The following is a 15,173-nucleotide window of genomic DNA, read 5'->3' on the forward strand; positions in this document are numbered from 1 at the left end:
ATAGGCAGCGTGGTGCTTGGAATGGTGCAGCTCCATGATCCGCGCCGAAATGCTCGGCTCCAGGGCCGCGTAATCGTACTGCAGCTCGGGCAAGGTATAAATAGCCAAAATGACTCCTCAACTCGTGTTTCGTGGACGTCCGGGCCCGGGATTTCCCGGAGGCCCTCAAGCGGTGAGCCGCGTATGCTCACCGATGCTGTGGTAGCCGCGCCGGTGGTACACCAGCGGGGCGGCGGTGGATTGGCCGGAAATGACTTCAAGCACCGAGGCGACAACGACGGTGGCCGGCCCGGCCGCAACGCGCGACTCGATGGAGCAGCGCATCGCCACTCCCACGCCGTGGATCAACGGCTCCCCGGTGGGCAGCTTCTCCCAGCCTGCCAGCTTCGCGAAGCGGTCCTCGCCGGGGCCGGCGAACAAGGCCGCCACGTCGGCGTTCCGCGCCGTCAAGAGGTGGACGAGGACGTGCTCGGCGTCCAGGATCGCCTTGGCGGCGCCCGAGCGCCGGGCGATGTTGAACGCCAGGTATGCGGGATCCGCCGAAACCGAGATCAGTGACGAGGCGGTGATTCCGACCGGTCCGCATGATCCGGCTGCCGTCACCACGGCAACGCCCGCGGGATGGTTGCCGAAGGCGAGGCGAAATTGATCCGCGATCGTGGCGGCCGGAAAATGGGTTTGCACGGCGGGTCGAGGTTCCTCTCTTCAGGGGGGCCGCCGGGTGTGGCGGGTTGCCCTGTTACTCCCCCACGCTAGAACCTCAACCTTGGTTGAGGTCAAATTGCGTTTCCTCGCGGAACAGGCTGGCGCCGCCCCGGCCGTCGGCGAGCCGGTCGTTGGGATTGACGAATCCGCATTCGGCCAGCGACAGGCAGCCGCAGCCGATGCAGCCACCCAGCCCATCGCGCAGCGACTGCAGCTGGTGGATCCGCTCCTGCAAGTCATCCCTCCATGCCGCCGAGACGGCCTGCCAATCCTCCTTGCGCGGCGTGCCGTCGGCGGGCAGCCCGGCAAAGAGCTCGGCGATCGAGCGCAGCGGGATGCCTGCCCGCTGGGCAGCCCTGATCACCGCCACGCGGCGCAGCACGCTGCGGTCGAAGCGCCGCTGGTTGCCGCTGGTGCGCCAGGAGGAAATCAACCCCTCGCGCTCGTAGTAGTGCAGCGCCGAGACCGCAACGCCCGACCTGTCGGCCAGCTGCCCCACGGAGAGGTCCTGCGAGGTTCCATCACCGGTATCCATGGCTCCATTCTCCCTTGTCGCGCAGGATCGTGCCCAAGGCGGCTCCCGCCGCGCGCCCGCCCCACCCGTCCGCCACCGGCTTTTGTGACGAATCCATTGAACGGCGGCCACGACATTTGAACGGTGTTCAAGTATTGTTCTTCGTGGCGCCCTCGCGGCGCAGCCACACCATAACCCGCACCCAGCCCACGAACGCCGAGGATTCCGCCATGACCACGCCCAGCCAGCACCTCGACGCACAATCCCCCGCCCGGATCGGCGCCCGCGACCTCGCACTCGTGTCGGTCTTCGCCGCCCTCATCGCCGTGCTGACACTGGTCCCGGCAGTGCCGGTGGGCGCCCTGGGCGTTCCGATCACCCTGCAGACCATGGGCGTGGCGCTCACGGCACTGATCCTGGGTTCGCTGCGCGGCGGCTCGGCCACGGCGCTGTACGTGCTGGTGGGCCTGGCCGGCGTGCCGATCTTTGCCAAGTTCTCCGGCGGTCTCGGCGCGCTCGCGGCACCCAGCGCCGGCTATCTCCTCGCCTTCCCGGTTGCCGCACTGGTGACCGGGGCGCTGGCCACCCTGGTGCTGCGCAAGGTGGCCCGCCGCCGCTTCATCTGGCTGTTCCTGGCGGCCATGGGCGGCTCGATCCTGGTGATCCACCCGCTGGGCATCCTGGGCATGAGCCTGAACGCGCAGATCCCGCTGGGCAAGGCCTTCATCCTCGACATGGCCTACTGGCCGGGCGACGTGGTGAAGAACCTGCTGGCCGCCGCCATCGCCGTCAGCGTCTTCAAGGCCTTCCCGGCCTTCGCCCGCCGCCGCTTCCAGGCCTAGGTTCCGCCGAGAGCGGCACGATTCGATCCACACCAGCAGCAGGGAATACCGTTAAGCGTGATCCGTTTCAACAACGCAGGACTCTCGGTGCCGGCCGACGACCCGGCACAGGCGCCGCGCACCATCCTGGCCCCGTGCACCCTCGAGCTCACCGAGCCGCGCATCGCCGTGATCGGTGCCAACGGGTCGGGCAAGTCCACGCTGCTGCGCATGCTCAACGGGCTGGTCTCGCCCTCGACCGGAACCGTCACCGTGCATGGCTTTGACACCGTCCGGCAGGCCAAGGCCGTGCGGCAACGCGTGGGCTTCCTCTTCACCGATCCGCTCTCGCAGCTGGTGATGCCCATCGTCGCCGAGGACGTCGAGCTCTCGCTCAAGGCCGGCCACCGGGACCGGAGGGCCCGCAGCGCAGCCGCCTTGGACGCGCTGGCCGCGCTGGGCCTGGAACACCTGGCGCAGCGCAGCATCTACGACCTCTCCGGCGGCGAGCGGCAGCTGGTCGCGCTGTGCAGCGTCCTTGCGGCGGGCCAGGACATCCTGGTGGCCGACGAGCCGACCACTCTGCTGGATTTGGCCAACAACGAACTGCTGCAGGCCACCCTGGGCGGCCTGCGCCAGCAGGTCATCTACGCGACCCACGACCTGGACTTCGCCGCGGCGGCCGACCGCGCGCTGCTGGTCGCCGGCGGCCGGGTGGTCTTCGACGGCGACGCGCCGGAGGCGGTGGCCGAATACCGCCGGCTGGTGCGCACCGGGAGCCTGGCCCCGTGAGCGCCTCGCACCAGATGCTGCTGGGGCACTACCTGCCCGGATCCAGCCCCGTGCACCGGGCCCCGCTGCTGGCCAAGTACCTGGTGGTGCTGGCGGTGGGGGCCGCGGTGCTCGCCTTTCGCATCCCCGCCGTCGGGCTCGGCGCGCTGCTTGCGGGCGTCGGGCTCTTTGCCCTGGCCGGTCCCCGGGTGCTGCGCGCCTGGGCCGCGCCGCTGCGCCAGCTCTGGTGGATCTTCGCGATCCTGGGCATCTACCAGTCGATCCTCAACACCCCGCTCTTCGCCCTCACCCTGCTTAGCGGCATGCTCGCGGTCATCCAGTGCGGGCGCCTGGTGCTGCTGACCACCACGCAGGCGGCCCTGCTGGACGGATTGGAGCGCGCTGCTGCCCCGGTCCGCCTGGTCGGCGGAAGCCCCGCCACCATCGCTCTGGCCGTGGCCCTGATGCTGCGCAGCATCCCGGCGATCGCTACCTCGGTGCAGGAGCTCTCCGACGCAGCCAAGGCCCGCGGCATCGGCCGCAACCCGGCGCCCCTGGCCGCACCGGTGGTCATCAACACCGTGGCCTACGCCCAACGCACCGCGGACGCGCTGGCCGCCCGCGGCATCATGGAGCGCAACTAGCCGCCGCCCCGTCCACCTCGCGCTCCTTGCCCACCCTTGGGATCAGGCAGTTCGCATCCGTTCGAGGCCGCGGGCGTGGCCAGGTAGCGCACCAGCACCAGCACCTTTTCGCCGCGAAGCAAAAGCCGCCGCGGCATGAGTCCGCCGAGTCAGCCGGTGGCCCCGCCGGCGAGAATCATGACAAATCCTTTTTCGGCGCAGCCGCTGCGGCACCCGCAACTATTTCGACGGCAGCATCGACGTCGCCACCGGTTTCATCCACCGGTTCCAGATAGAGGCGCACTCCGGCCAGGAGCCCGTCGCCGACGGTGAAGATCATGACGCCGCGCATCAGCTGCCGCGCACCGTCGACCCTGGTGCCGCGCAGCTCCCACTCGGTCCAGGCCGTCTCACCGTCGATGGCACGGCGGAGAACCTGCGCGCTGAGGTCCGGGATCCCGGCGAACATCCGGCCCCAATTGCGTCGGACCTGCGCGGCTCCGGTGAAGCCGCGGGCGGGGTGGGCGGGTGTCTCGTTTCGGTAGCCGGGGGCGAAGCAGGCTACGAGGGCGTCAAGATCGTGGGCGTTGACAGCGTCTTCCAGGCGGGACAGCAACGCCGCCAGGTCCAGGGTCGCAGGATTCTCCATGACAACTCCCATTTGATACAGCATGGTGTAAGCCAATACGAAGCATGGAAGCAATCATGCGCACAGTCAAGACCCTGCGAGGCTACGATTCCCGGGGCCGGCGCGTGGCTCCACTGAAAACCCGGGAGGCGATCCTTGTTGCTGCCGAGAAGCTGCTCCTGGCCCAGGCTACCCCGCGACCCCGATCGCCGCCGGCGCGCAGGTTTCGGTCGAGACCATCTACAAATCGTTCGGCGACAAACCTGGGCGGGGCCGGGCAATTTACGAACGCGGGTTGCGCGGCAGCGGCCCCGAGGCACCCCTTCGACCGCTCGGATGAGATGCCGCAGCACGCCGCCGACGCTCAGTCGCTCCTGGTCGTGTCGGGACGACTCACAACCGAGGTCGCGGCAACGCTGACCCCGATCCTGCTGCTGGTGCGCTCCGCGGCGGCCAGCGACGCGAACATCGCCGAGCTCCAAGCGCAGTCCGACCGCCAGCGTCTGGAGCGGATACAGCACAACGCGCGATTCCTGCAGGAGCGCGGGTACCTTCGGGGCGATGTGGGCTTCGACGAGGCCGTCGACGTCATGTGGTTGCACAGCTCGCCGGAAATCTACGAGCTCCTGGTGGTTCAGCGCGGCTGGGACACCGAGCGCTTTGCCCACTACGTGGCCGAATCCATGGCCGGCGCACTCGTGCGCCCGGCTTCTCCCATTTCCTGACCCGCCCGCGCAATACGGGCAGGTCACGGCGAAACCGAGGAGACGGCGCGCGACACGCCACCAAAAACCCGTGTGCGCACGTATTGTATGAACCATGAGTTTCAACGACGACGCACGACTGGATTCCGGCCGCATCAAGGACTCGCGCGGCCGCGGCCGCGGGGGCAAGATCGCCGCCGGCGGCGGCGGCATCATCGTGGTGCTGATTGCCGCGTTGCTGGGCATCAACCCCGACATGCTCACGCAGCTGGGGCTCGGCGGGGATCCGGGCATCGAGCAGGGCCCGGGCGAGACCGGCCCGTCGGCCATCGCCGAATGCCAGACCGGGGCCGACGCCAACGCCCGCACCGACTGCCGGATCCTGGCCACCACGCAGTCCCTGGACAGCTTCTGGCTCGACTACCTGCCGCAATACGACGTGCAGGTCCAACGGCCCGGGGTCGAGGTCTTCGACGGGCAGGTCAGCACGGAGTGCGGGACCGCGACCAGCGCGGTGGGCCCGTTCTACTGCCCCGCGGACCAGGTTGCCTACTTCGACACCGGATTCTTCGCCGACCTGAGCACCAACTACGGCGCCGACGGCGGGCCGCTGGCCGAGGAATACGTGGTGGCGCACGAGTACGGCCACCACATCCAGAACACCATCGGCACCCTGGCCGCCTCCCAGCAGGGCGGGACCGGGGCGACCTCCGGCGCGGTCCGCGTGGAGCTGCAGGCCGATTGCTTCGCCGGGATGTGGGCCGCACACGCGGCAAACACCAAGGACGCCAACGGGACCACCTTCATGGAACCGTTCACCAAGGCCGACCTGAAGTCGGCGCTTTCAGCGGCCTCCGCGGTGGGCGACGACAGGATCCAGGAGGCGGCCACCGGGCGGGTGAATCCCGAGGGCTGGACCCACGGCTCCTCTGCGCAGCGCCAGGCCTGGTTCCTGCAGGGTTATTCGACCGGGGACATCAACCAGTGCGACACGCTCTCGTCACGCAACCTGGACAAGCCGGGCACCTGAGCCCGCCATGCGAAAAGCGAGGTGCGTCTCCCCCAGGGGGAAACGCACCTCGCTTTTTCGCTGTCGCAGACTAGATGTTGAAGCCCAGGGCCCGCATCTGGTCGCGGCCGTCGTCGGTGATCCGCTCCGGACCCCACGGCGGCATCCAGACCCAGTTCAGCCGGTACGAATCAACGACCGACTCCAGTGCCTGGCTGACCTGCTCCTCGATGACATCGGTCAACGGGCAGGCCGCGGTGGTCAGGGTCATGTCGATGAGCAGTGCGCCGTCCTCGGCGTACTTCAGCCCGTAGAGCAGGCCCAGGTCGACGATGTTGACGCCGAGCTCGGGGTCGATGACATCCTTGAGCGCCTCTTCGACGTCCTCAAGCTCGGTTTCCGCCGACCCGCTGGTCGTTTCGTTCGATACGCTCATGACTAGGCCGGAACGTTCAGGAAGCGGTCGTAGCCCTCGTCCTCGAGGCGGTCGGCCAGCTCGGCGCCACCCTGCTCGGCGATCTTGCCGTCAACGAAGACGTGCACGAAGTCGGGCTTGATGTAGCGCAGGATGCGGGTGTAGTGCGTGATGAGCAGCGTGCCCATCTCGTTCTCTTCCTGGGCGCGGTTGACGCCCTCGGAGACGACCTTCAGCGCATCGACGTCCAGGCCCGAGTCGGTCTCGTCCAGGATGGCGAACTTCGGCTTGAAGAGCTCCAGCTGCAGGATCTCCACGCGCTTCTTCTCGCCGCCGGAGAAGCCCTCGTTGACGTTGCGCGAGGCGAACTCGGCATCGATCTTCAGCTTTTCCATGGCGCTCTTGACGTCCTTGGTCCAGGTCCGCAGCTTCGGGGCTTCCCCGTCGATGGCGGTCTTGGCGGTGCGCAGGAAGTTCGTCATCGAGACGCCCGGGACCTCGACCGGGTACTGCATGGCCAGGAACAGGCCGGCGCGTGCGCGCTCGTCGACGCCCATCTCCAGGACGTCGGCACCATCGAGGGTGATCGAGCCGGAGGTGACGGTGTAGCGCGGGTGCCCGGCGATGGTCGAAGCCAGCGTCGACTTGCCCGAGCCGTTGGGGCCCATGATGGCGTGGGTCTCACCGGTCTTGATGGTGAGGGAAACGCCCTTGAGGATTTCCTTGCTGCCCTGCTCGGTCTCGATGGAGACGTGCAGGTCCTTGATTTCCAGAGTAGACATGCCTTGAGTCCGTTCTCTTTCCGTGAAGTCGATGTGGATCGACGAAGTTTTTGTGTTGGTGGGGGGAAAAGCCTGGATTAGCTGTCCGTGGCGGCGAGCTCGCGCTCGATCGTCTCGGCCAGGCGTTCCTCGATCTCCGGAACCCGGATCTGCTGCACGATCTCGTTCAGGAAGCCGCGCACCACCAGGCGGCGCGCGGTCTTCTCGTCGATGCCGCGGCTCATCAGGTAGAAGAGGTGCTCGTCGTCGAAACGGCCGGTCGTCGAGGCGTGTCCGGCCCCGTCGATCAGGCCGGTCTCGATTTCCAGGTTCGGCACCGAGTCGGCGCGTGCGCCCTCGGTGAGCACCAGGTTGCGGTTGGCCTCGTAGGAGTTGGTCCCCTTGGCTTCCTTGCGGATCAGCACGTCCCCGACCCACACGGTGTGTGCGTCCTTGCCCTGCAGCGCGCCCTTGTACAACACGTTGGACTTGCAGTTCTCGGTGGCGTGGTCCACGAACAGGCGGTGTTCCAGGTGCTGTCCGGCATCCGCGAAGTACAGCCCGAAGAGCTCCACCTCGCCGCCCTGGCCGTCAAAGTGCGCCGAAGGCGTCAGACGGACCAAGTCGCCGCCGTAGGTCACGGCGATGTGCTTCAGGTGGCCGTCCTTGCGGACCTTGGCCAGGTGCGAGGAAGCGTGGATCGCGTCGTCGGCCCAGGCCTGCAGCGAGATCACGGTCAGCTTGGCGCCTTCGCGGACATCGATTTCGATGTTCTGCGCCAGCACTGCGGAACCGACGTGGTCGATGACCACGACGGACTCGGAGTTGGCCTCGGCGACGACCACGAGGTGGCTGGCGGCCGCCTCGGTGGAGGTGCCGGTGTAGGTGAGCGTGACCTGTTCGCCGCTGGAGTTCGCGGGAATGGTCAGCACCTTGGCCTCGGCCGCGTGCTTCCAGGCGTTGGCCGAGATGCGGTCCTCCGGGATGCCGGCGGAACCGACGCGGGCGTCGGTCATCGCAACGGTTTCCAGGGTGGAGGCCTTGGCGCCGGCGACGGTCAGCTCGGGGGCAACCCCGGCCAGCACGTTCTTGTGCAGGCCTCCCATGCGCTTGAGCGGGGTGAAGCGGAAGTCCTCTTCACGTCCGGTCAGCGCCGGGAAGTCCTCGACGTTGTAGCTGGTCTTGCGACCGGCGCGCGAGGAGTCCGGGACGCCGGCCCCGCCGCCGTGGCTGTGCGCCTTGGCTGCGTCGCCGCCCAACGGCGAGGCTGCTACTTCTGCTTCGTTCAACGGCGAGAGGTTCTCGCCCTCTTCGGTGAAACCGGAAATGCTGGGTGCACCGATACGGGCCTTTTCGCCCGTTGAGTGAGTTGCGGTATCAGTCATGATTAACCGACGGATCCTTCCATCTGCAGTTCAATGAGGCGGTTCAGTTCCATGGCGTACTCCATCGGGAGCTCGCGGGCGATCGGCTCGACGAAGCCGCGCACGATCATGCCCATGGCTTCCTCTTCGGTCATGCCGCGGCTCATCAGGTAGAAGAGCTGCTCCTCGGACACGCGTGAAACGGTGGCCTCGTGGCCCATGGTCACGTCGTCCTCGCGGACGTCGATGTACGGGTAGGTGTCCGAACGCGAGATCTGGTCGACCAGCAGCGCGTCGCACTCGACCGAGTTGCGTGCGCCCTTGGCGCCCTCGCGGACCTGGACCAGGCCGCGGTAGGCGGCGCGGCCGCCGTTGCGGGCCACCGACTTCGAAACGATCTTCGAGGAGGTGTTCGGTGCGATGTGGACCATCTTGGAACCGGTGTCCTGGTGCTGGCCCTCGCCGGCGAAGGCGATCGACAGGGTCTCGCCCCGGGCGTGCTCGCCGACCAGGTAGACGGCCGGGTACTTCATGGTGACCTTGGAACCGATGTTGCCATCGACCCACTCCATGGTTGCGCCCTCTTCGCAGACGGCGCGCTTGGTCACCAGGTTGTACACGTTGTTCGACCAGTTCTGGATCGTGGTGTAGCGGACGCGGGCGCCCTTCTTCACGATGATTTCCACGACGGCCGAGTGCAGCGAGTCCGAGGTGTAGATCGGGGCGGTGCAACCCTCGATGTAGTGCACGTAGGAATCCTCGTCGGCAATGATGAGGGTGCGCTCGAACTGGCCCATGTTTTCCGTGTTGATGCGGAAGTATGCCTGCAGCGGGATCTCCACGTGGACGCCCTTGGGGACGTACACGAAGGAACCGCCGGACCAGGTCGCGGTGTTCAGCGAGGCGAACTTGTTGTCGCCCACCGGGATGATCGTGCCGAAGTACTCCTTGAAGATGTCCTCGTGCTCGCGCAGCGCGGTGTCGGTGTCAAGGAAGATGACACCCTGCTTCTCAAGGTCTTCACGCAGCTGGTGGTAGACCACCTCGGACTCGTACTGGGCAGCGACGCCGGAAACCAGGCGCTGCTTTTCGGCCTCGGGGATGCCGAGCTTGTCGTACGTGTTCTTGATGTCCTCGGGCAGGTCCTCCCAGCTGGTGGCCTGCTTCTCCGTGGAGCGCACGAAGTACTTGATGTTGTCGAAGTCGATGCCCGAGAGGTCGGCGCCCCAGGTAGGCATGGGCTTGCGATCGAAGTACTTCAGGCCCTTCAGGCGCATGTCCAGCATCCACTGGGGCTCGGACTTGAGCTCCGAGATGTTGCGGACAACGTCCTCGCTGATGCCGCGGCGCGCATTGGCACCCGCGTCGTTCTTGTCGCTCCATCCGTACTCGTAATTACCGATTCCATGGAGTTCTGGGTTCTTCTCCAGGATCTCGGTAATCACGCCGGCGTCGGGGGACTCCTGTGCAATCTGATCCGTCATCGCGGCCTCTCCTGCTTCGTGATCTTGATTCGAGTTCTCTTCTCAGCTCGCTGAGGAGTTTGGTTCCGGCCCACGGGGACGTGGGTCGTACACACATGCCCGCCGCTGGCAAGTGTCGAGAGCCTTCGCACATCGACACCCAGCAGACGGGAAAAGGCCTGGGTTTCCATCTCGCAAAAGACGGGGAATTCCCGGGCCAAATCTTGGATGGGGCAGTGCCCCTGGCACAGCTGGACGCTGAGCATGGTTGCGGTCGGCGAATCCGCGCCAACCTTGCGGGTCGAGGCAACGAAGCCGTCCGCGCTGAGCGCCTCGCTCAGCGCCTCGGCGCGTTCCTCGAGGCCCTCGATGTCGGCCACCGCGGGACGGTAGCGCCGTTCCATGGCGGCAAAGCGGCGGGCGGCGAAGGCCTCGACGGCTGCCGGTCCGGCGGCCCGGCCAAGTTCGGCCAGTGCATCGGTGGCGATGTCCAGGTAGTCGTTGCCCATTTTGGTTTGGCCGCGGTGCGAGAGCACGTAGCGGCGTGAGGGCCGGCCGGCGCCGGTGCGCTGGTTGGCCACGAGCTTGACCTCGACGAGCCCCTGCTTGGAGAGCGCGTCAAGGTGGCGGCGTACGGCAGCAGGGGTAAAGCCCAGTCGCTCGCCCAGTTCGGCGGCGCTGACCGGGCCGTCTTCCAACACGGAATACAGGACTCGGTCGCGGGTGCGTTCTTCGGCTTCCCCTGTCGCGGGAATGTTGTGCGCCAGGGCGTCGCCGACCGGCACTGTCTGATTCGATGAATACACAACACAAGCATGCGCTAATCCAGCCAGCCCGTCTAGTAAGGCACTGCTTACCTCGCCGCGGGCGTAACCCGGCGGCACCGGATCGCCCGCCGGGGAGACCGGCGCCACACCACGGCCGCCACATCTTCTACCTGACATAGAATAGCCGGGTGTCCAATGTGTCTCCAAGCCTCGTGATCGAGGACTTGCTCAAAGATTTCGGCCCCGTCCCCGCCCTGGACGGCCGCATGATGCGCGTGCTGTACGGCATCAGCCTCACCGCCGATCCCGGAACCGTCACCACCCTGCTGGGTTCCAACGGCGCCGGGAAGTCCACCACCCTGGCCTGCGCACAGGGCCTGCTGCGCCCCAACGGCGGAACGGTCCGCCTGCTGGGCGAGGATCCCTACGGCGCCAGCCCCGCACTGCGCTCGCGCGTGGGAGTGATGCTGCAGGACGGCGGGCTGCCGCCCTCGCTGCGCCCGATCCCGCTGCTGCGCCATGTCGCCTCGTTCTACCGGCGCCCTGCGGACATCGACGCCCTCATCGAGCGCCTGGGCATCAACGAGTTCGCCACCACCTCCATCCGCCGGCTCTCCGGCGGGCAGAAGCAACGCGTGGCGCTGGCCTCCGCCCTGGCCGGGAACCCGGAGGTGGTCTTCCTTGACGAGCCAAGCGCCGGCTTGGACCCGCAGTCGCGCCAGGTGGTCTTCGAGCTGATCGGCGAACTGCGCGAAGCCGGAATGTGCATCGTGCTGACCACGCACCTCATGGAGGACGCGCAGAAGCTTTCGGACTACGTCTACATCATCGACGAGGGGCGCAACGTGGCCCAGGGAACCGTCTCGGAGCTCACCGCCCACGCCGCCCACGAGGCCCCGGCGCAGGCAGTGACCTTCACCGCCGCGGCGGCCATGATGCTGCCCCCGTTGCCCGCGCACCTCAGCCTCGCCGAGGGCTCCCCCGGGCACTACCGCCTTGACGGGGTCCGCTCCCCCGGGGACCTGGCGGAACTGACCACGTGGTGGACCCGCGAGGGCATCCTGCCCCACGCGCTGACCATGCAACCGCGCACGCTTGAAGACGTGTTCCTGGAGATTGCCGACAAGGGAAACAATGCCAACTAGTACCCAGGCCGCGCCCGTGGCCGCCAACGCGCAGGGAACGCTGCGGCGCATCGCGCTGCAGGGCCGCTACGAGACCCTGGGCATGATCAGCAACGGCGAACAACTCGTCGTTGCCGTGGTCCTGCCGCTCATGGCCCTCTTCGGGCTGGTCTTCACCGACCTGCTCAAGGACGTCGCCGCCAATCCCATCGACGCCGCGGCCCCCGGCGTGCTGGCGCTGTGCGTGGTGTCCACCGCGTTCACCGGGCAGGGCATCGCCACCGGATTCGACCGCCGCTACGGGGTGCTGCGCTTCCTCTCGACGACCCCGCTGGGACGTGCCGGGCTGATCTACGGCAAGGTCATGGCCGTGCTGGTGGTTTTGTTCCTCCAGGTCGTGGTCATCGGCGGCACCGCCCTGCTGATGGGGTGGCGGCCGGCGCCCGCGGGCATCGGCTGGGCCGTTGCGCTGATGGTTCTCGGCGCGGCGGCGTTCACGGCCCTCGGCCTGCTGGTCGCCGGCACCGTGCGCCCCGAGGCCACCCTGGCCATCACCAACCTGGCCTGGGTCCTACTGGCCGCGGTCGGGGGCATCCTGTTCCCCAGCACCCGGGCACCTGCATACCTGCAGCCGATCGTCGACCTGCTTCCCTCCGCCGCCCTGGGCGATTCCCTGAGGGCGGCCCTGATCGCCGGAACCGGCTCGGTTTCCGGAATCCTCATCCTGCTGGCATGGACAATCATTGCCGGTTTCGCCGCCACCCGCTGGTTCAAGTGGAACTAGAATCCTGGAGCACAACACCATGAGCACGACCTCCCCCGCCACCAACAGGTGGACGGACAAGTTGCCCGCCACCGTGAACAACACGGTGCACCGCCTGGCCATTGCGTCCCTCGCATCCCAGATCGGCATCATCGTCACCGGCGGCGCCGTCCGCCTGACCAAGTCGGGGCTGGGCTGCTCGCAATGGCCCAACTGCATGCCCGGGTCCATGACCCCGGTTGCCGAAATGGGCATCCACGGGCTCATCGAGTTCGGCAACCGCCTGCTCACCTTCATCCTGGCGGCCATCGCGGTGGCGATGATCGTGTCGATCTGGCGCATGCGCACGGAACACAAGACCATCTACCGCCTGTCGATCGCGCTGCTCGCCGTGATCCCCGCCCAGGCGCTCATCGGCGGCATCACCGTCTGGTCCAACCTGAACCCATGGGTCGTGTCCCTGCACTTCCTGGTCTCGGCCGCCCTGGTCATGGCCGCGACGCTGCTGGTCAACCGCACCGGGGCGCTGCGCCGCGGCGAGACCTCGCTGGGCGCGCCCGCCGGCGCCACGCAGCGCTTCCTGGCCTGGACCGTTTTCGCCACCTCCGCGCTGGCCCTGGTGCTGGGCACCATCGTCACCGGCACCGGTCCGCACGCCGGCGACGCCGACGCCCCGCGCCACATGTTCGACCCGTACATCGTCACCCGCATCCACGTGGTCCCGGTCTACCTGCTGGTGATCGCCACCGTGGTGGCCCTGGTGCTGGCATTCCGCCACGCCTCGGATGCGAAGCTGCGCACGCCCCTGCTGCTGCTGGCCGGCGTCGTGCTGCTGCAGGGTGTCATCGGCTACGTCCAGCACTTCACCGGGCTGCCGATCGCCCTGGTGCTGGCCCACATGCTCGGCGCCTCGCTGCTGGCCGCTGCCGCGGTGAACGTCTGGGACCGGACTACCGCAAAGTTCCCCTTCTAGACGCACCGACCCCGTCCGGCAACAAACGCCCGCCTGCATCGCGCAGGCGGGCGTTTTGCGTTCTGTCGGCTTCTCGCAGGGCCTCCCGGCCGGGTCGCGGGACCTGCCAGGCGATGCGCCGACCGGATGTGGAACCCGGCCAAGGGACCCAGCGCCGGGCCGGCCGGGATCGCGGCCGGGAACAAGAAGGCGGCCCGCCCGGGTTTCCCCGTGCGAGCCGCCGTCAATGCGTTGGTGCCTGGATTGGCGTCATTCCTAGAAGAGCGGGCCGCCCACGAACGGATCGATGGCCAGGGCCACGAAGACGAGCGTCAGGTACGTGATGGAGATGTGGAAGACCTTCATGGCCTTCTTGTTCATGTCCGCCGGTTCGTGGTCGCGCTGCGCCTCGCGGTAGAGCACGTGGCACTCGTAGACGAACCACAGGCCCGAGACGCCGGCAAGCACGGTGTAGACGATGCCGGCGTAGCCCATCGGCACCAGCAGCAGCGAGCACGCCAGCGTGGCCCAAGCGTACAGGACAACCTGCACCGAGACCCGACGGGCGCTGGAAATCGCACCGAGCATCGGCACGCGTGCGGCGTTGTAGTCGTCGGCGTACTTCATGGACAGCGGCCAGTAGTGCGGCGGGGTCCACAGGAAGATGATGAGGAACAAGATGATGGCGGGCCATTCAATCTTGTTGGTCACGGCGGCCCAGGCAATCAGCACCGGCATGCAGCCGGCGATCCCGCCCCACACGATGTTCTGGGCGGTGCGGCGCTTGAGGATCAGCGTGTAGAGCACCACGTAGAAAAGGATCGCGGCCAGGCCGAGGGCGGTGGTCAGCGGGTTGGTCCCGAACCAGAGCACGGCCAGCGAGGCGAAGGCCAGGAGATAGGAGAAGACCAGCGCCTCGCGCGGGGTGACCTCGCCGGTGACCAGCGGGCGCCCCTTGGTGCGCTTCATGACCTTGTCCATGTCGCGGTCGATGTAGCAGTTGAAGGAGCCCGAGGCCCCTGCCGCCATGGCACCGCCCAGCAACGTGGCAATCACGAGGGAAATCGAAGGGAAACCGCGCTCGGCGAACATCATGGTCGGCAACGTGGTCACGAGCAGGAGCTCGATGACGCGCGGCTTCGTCAGGGCCACATAGGCTTTGGCCTTTCGCGAAACGAAGTCGCCAACCGATTCATTCGGCTGACGAGCTGCACGGGCCCTCGTTGCGGAGTCAACGGACACGGTCTTCACAGACATCTACTCAGTTCTACGGGGGTAATAAGGACAATCACCCTCTAGCATACCCTTTTACAGCGCGTAGAAATGGGTCGCGATCCTCGGGTGCGGACGACACGCGGGCGCGCCCGGCCGCTCGGTCGGACCCCAATAGTTTTCGCCATGCCTCAACAAGCGGTCTCAAACGGGCATTTTCGGGCCCAATGGCGCTAAGCTGGAAGCGTTGCGCCGCCGCCGAAACTGTCCTGTCAACCACCGGACGGACGGCGGCGTTGTGCTTACAGGGCAGGACGCCGGCGCAACCAACAGACTTTGAAATGCACACCGTACAGGGAGGACCCACAACGTGGCGCCACTAGCAGACAACAGCGAATTCGCTTGGACCGATCTTGACCAGCGAGCCGTCGACACCGCCCGCGTGCTCGCCGCGGATGCGGTCGAGAAGGTAGGAAACGGACACCCCGGCACGGCGATCTCGCTGGCCCCGGCCGCGTACCTGATCTTCCAGCAGCACCTGCGCCACGACCCGTCCGACCCGGCCTGGATCGGCCGC

General features: G+C 67.2%; 18 protein-coding genes and 1 pseudogene. 9 read left to right on the forward strand and 10 right to left on the reverse strand.

Annotated elements, in window-relative coordinates:
* The 3 genes and pseudogenes from ACIPVK_RS20585 to soxR all read right to left on the reverse strand — a co-directional run.
* Positions 1-108: pseudogene (locus ACIPVK_RS20585) on the reverse strand (superoxide dismutase); the annotation flags it as partial.
* A 57-nt stretch (positions 109-165) separates the two neighbouring features.
* Complete coding sequence (locus ACIPVK_RS20590) at positions 166-684, reverse strand: flavin reductase family protein (protein ID WP_407613852.1); 519 nt, start codon at positions 682-684, stop codon at positions 166-168.
* A 76-nt stretch (positions 685-760) separates the two neighbouring features.
* Positions 761-1,240, reverse strand: a complete 480-nt coding sequence (soxR, locus tag ACIPVK_RS20595; protein ID WP_407613853.1) for a redox-sensitive transcriptional activator SoxR — start codon at positions 1,238-1,240, stop codon at positions 761-763.
* 209 nt (positions 1,241-1,449) lie between these two features.
* Here soxR and ACIPVK_RS20600 point away from each other — a divergent pair, with 209 nt between their 5' ends.
* Genes ACIPVK_RS20600 through ACIPVK_RS20610 form a run of 3 tightly spaced genes read left to right on the forward strand, consistent with a single transcriptional unit; the run spans position 1,450 to position 3,455 of the window.
* Positions 1,450-2,061, forward strand: coding sequence for a biotin transporter BioY (locus ACIPVK_RS20600; protein ID WP_407613854.1), 612 nt, complete (start codon positions 1,450-1,452; stop codon positions 2,059-2,061).
* Positions 2,062-2,118: 57 nt separating this feature from the next.
* The gene (locus ACIPVK_RS20605) at positions 2,119-2,832 is read left to right on the forward strand and encodes an energy-coupling factor ABC transporter ATP-binding protein (RefSeq protein ID WP_407613855.1); all 714 of its coding nucleotides are present in this window, start codon (positions 2,119-2,121) and stop codon (positions 2,830-2,832) included.
* Entirely contained in the window at positions 2,829-3,455 is a 627-nt protein-coding gene (locus ACIPVK_RS20610) for an energy-coupling factor transporter transmembrane component T family protein (protein WP_407613856.1), read from the forward strand. Before ACIPVK_RS20605 ends, ACIPVK_RS20610 begins: the two co-directional genes overlap by 4 nt.
* 175 nt (positions 3,456-3,630) lie before the next feature.
* Here the strand turns inward: ACIPVK_RS20610 and ACIPVK_RS20615 are convergent, their stop codons facing one another.
* Positions 3,631-4,083 (reverse strand): nuclear transport factor 2 family protein, encoded by a 453-nt coding sequence (locus ACIPVK_RS20615; RefSeq protein WP_407613857.1) that lies wholly within the window; start codon positions 4,081-4,083, stop codon positions 3,631-3,633.
* Between the two features lie 320 nt (positions 4,084-4,403).
* On the opposite strand from ACIPVK_RS20615, the gene ACIPVK_RS20620 reads away from it, so the two are divergent.
* Positions 4,404-4,787, forward strand: coding sequence for a hypothetical protein (locus ACIPVK_RS20620; RefSeq protein ID WP_407613858.1), 384 nt, complete (start codon positions 4,404-4,406; stop codon positions 4,785-4,787).
* 94 nt (positions 4,788-4,881) lie between these two features.
* The gene (locus ACIPVK_RS20625) at positions 4,882-5,796 is read left to right on the forward strand and encodes a neutral zinc metallopeptidase (RefSeq protein ID WP_407613859.1); all 915 of its coding nucleotides are present in this window, start codon (positions 4,882-4,884) and stop codon (positions 5,794-5,796) included.
* Positions 5,797-5,866: 70 nt separating this feature from the next.
* Here the strand turns inward: ACIPVK_RS20625 and ACIPVK_RS20630 are convergent, their stop codons facing one another.
* The 5 genes from ACIPVK_RS20630 to ACIPVK_RS20650 all read right to left on the reverse strand — a co-directional run bounded on the left by ACIPVK_RS20630 (position 5,867) and on the right by ACIPVK_RS20650 (position 10,584).
* A complete protein-coding gene (locus ACIPVK_RS20630; RefSeq protein ID WP_264269119.1) occupies positions 5,867-6,211 on the reverse strand; it encodes a metal-sulfur cluster assembly factor in 345 nt (114 codons plus the stop codon).
* Positions 6,212-6,213: 2 nt separating this feature from the next.
* Positions 6,214-6,972, reverse strand: coding sequence for a Fe-S cluster assembly ATPase SufC (gene sufC / locus ACIPVK_RS20635; protein ID WP_407613860.1), 759 nt, complete (start codon positions 6,970-6,972; stop codon positions 6,214-6,216).
* Between the two features lie 77 nt (positions 6,973-7,049).
* Complete coding sequence (gene sufD / locus ACIPVK_RS20640; RefSeq protein ID WP_407613861.1) at positions 7,050-8,336, reverse strand: Fe-S cluster assembly protein SufD; 1,287 nt, start codon at positions 8,334-8,336, stop codon at positions 7,050-7,052.
* Positions 8,337-8,338: 2 nt separating this feature from the next.
* Complete coding sequence (sufB, locus tag ACIPVK_RS20645; protein ID WP_407613862.1) at positions 8,339-9,799, reverse strand: Fe-S cluster assembly protein SufB; 1,461 nt, start codon at positions 9,797-9,799, stop codon at positions 8,339-8,341.
* Positions 9,796-10,584 (reverse strand): helix-turn-helix transcriptional regulator, encoded by a 789-nt coding sequence (locus tag ACIPVK_RS20650; protein ID WP_407613863.1) that lies wholly within the window; start codon positions 10,582-10,584, stop codon positions 9,796-9,798. The genes sufB and ACIPVK_RS20650 overlap by 4 nt, the downstream gene beginning before the upstream one ends.
* A gap of 149 nt (positions 10,585-10,733) precedes the next feature.
* Here ACIPVK_RS20650 and ACIPVK_RS20655 point away from each other — a divergent pair, with 149 nt between their 5' ends.
* From ACIPVK_RS20655 to ACIPVK_RS20665, 3 genes are read left to right on the forward strand one after another with little or no spacing between them, the layout of a single operon-like run.
* Positions 10,734-11,690, forward strand: a complete 957-nt coding sequence (locus ACIPVK_RS20655; protein ID WP_407613864.1) for an ABC transporter ATP-binding protein — start codon at positions 10,734-10,736, stop codon at positions 11,688-11,690.
* Positions 11,680-12,453 (forward strand): ABC transporter permease, encoded by a 774-nt coding sequence (locus tag ACIPVK_RS20660; protein ID WP_407613865.1) that lies wholly within the window; start codon positions 11,680-11,682, stop codon positions 12,451-12,453. Before ACIPVK_RS20655 ends, ACIPVK_RS20660 begins: the two co-directional genes overlap by 11 nt.
* A gap of 19 nt (positions 12,454-12,472) precedes the next feature.
* Positions 12,473-13,405 (forward strand): COX15/CtaA family protein, encoded by a 933-nt coding sequence (locus ACIPVK_RS20665; RefSeq protein WP_407613866.1) that lies wholly within the window; start codon positions 12,473-12,475, stop codon positions 13,403-13,405.
* A 255-nt stretch (positions 13,406-13,660) separates the two neighbouring features.
* Here ACIPVK_RS20665 and ACIPVK_RS20670 read toward each other — a convergent pair whose 3' ends face one another.
* The gene (locus ACIPVK_RS20670; protein ID WP_407613867.1) at positions 13,661-14,641 is read right to left on the reverse strand and encodes a heme o synthase; all 981 of its coding nucleotides are present in this window, start codon (positions 14,639-14,641) and stop codon (positions 13,661-13,663) included.
* A gap of 325 nt (positions 14,642-14,966) precedes the next feature.
* Between ACIPVK_RS20670 and ACIPVK_RS20675 the strand changes: the two genes are divergently transcribed.
* On the forward strand, positions 14,967-15,173 hold a 207-nt coding region (locus ACIPVK_RS20675), incomplete at its 3' end, for a hypothetical protein (protein WP_407613868.1).

Origin of the sequence: Paeniglutamicibacter sp. MACA_103, assembly GCF_045798555.1 — a bacterium.
GTDB lineage: Bacteria > Actinomycetota > Actinomycetes > Actinomycetales > Micrococcaceae > Paeniglutamicibacter.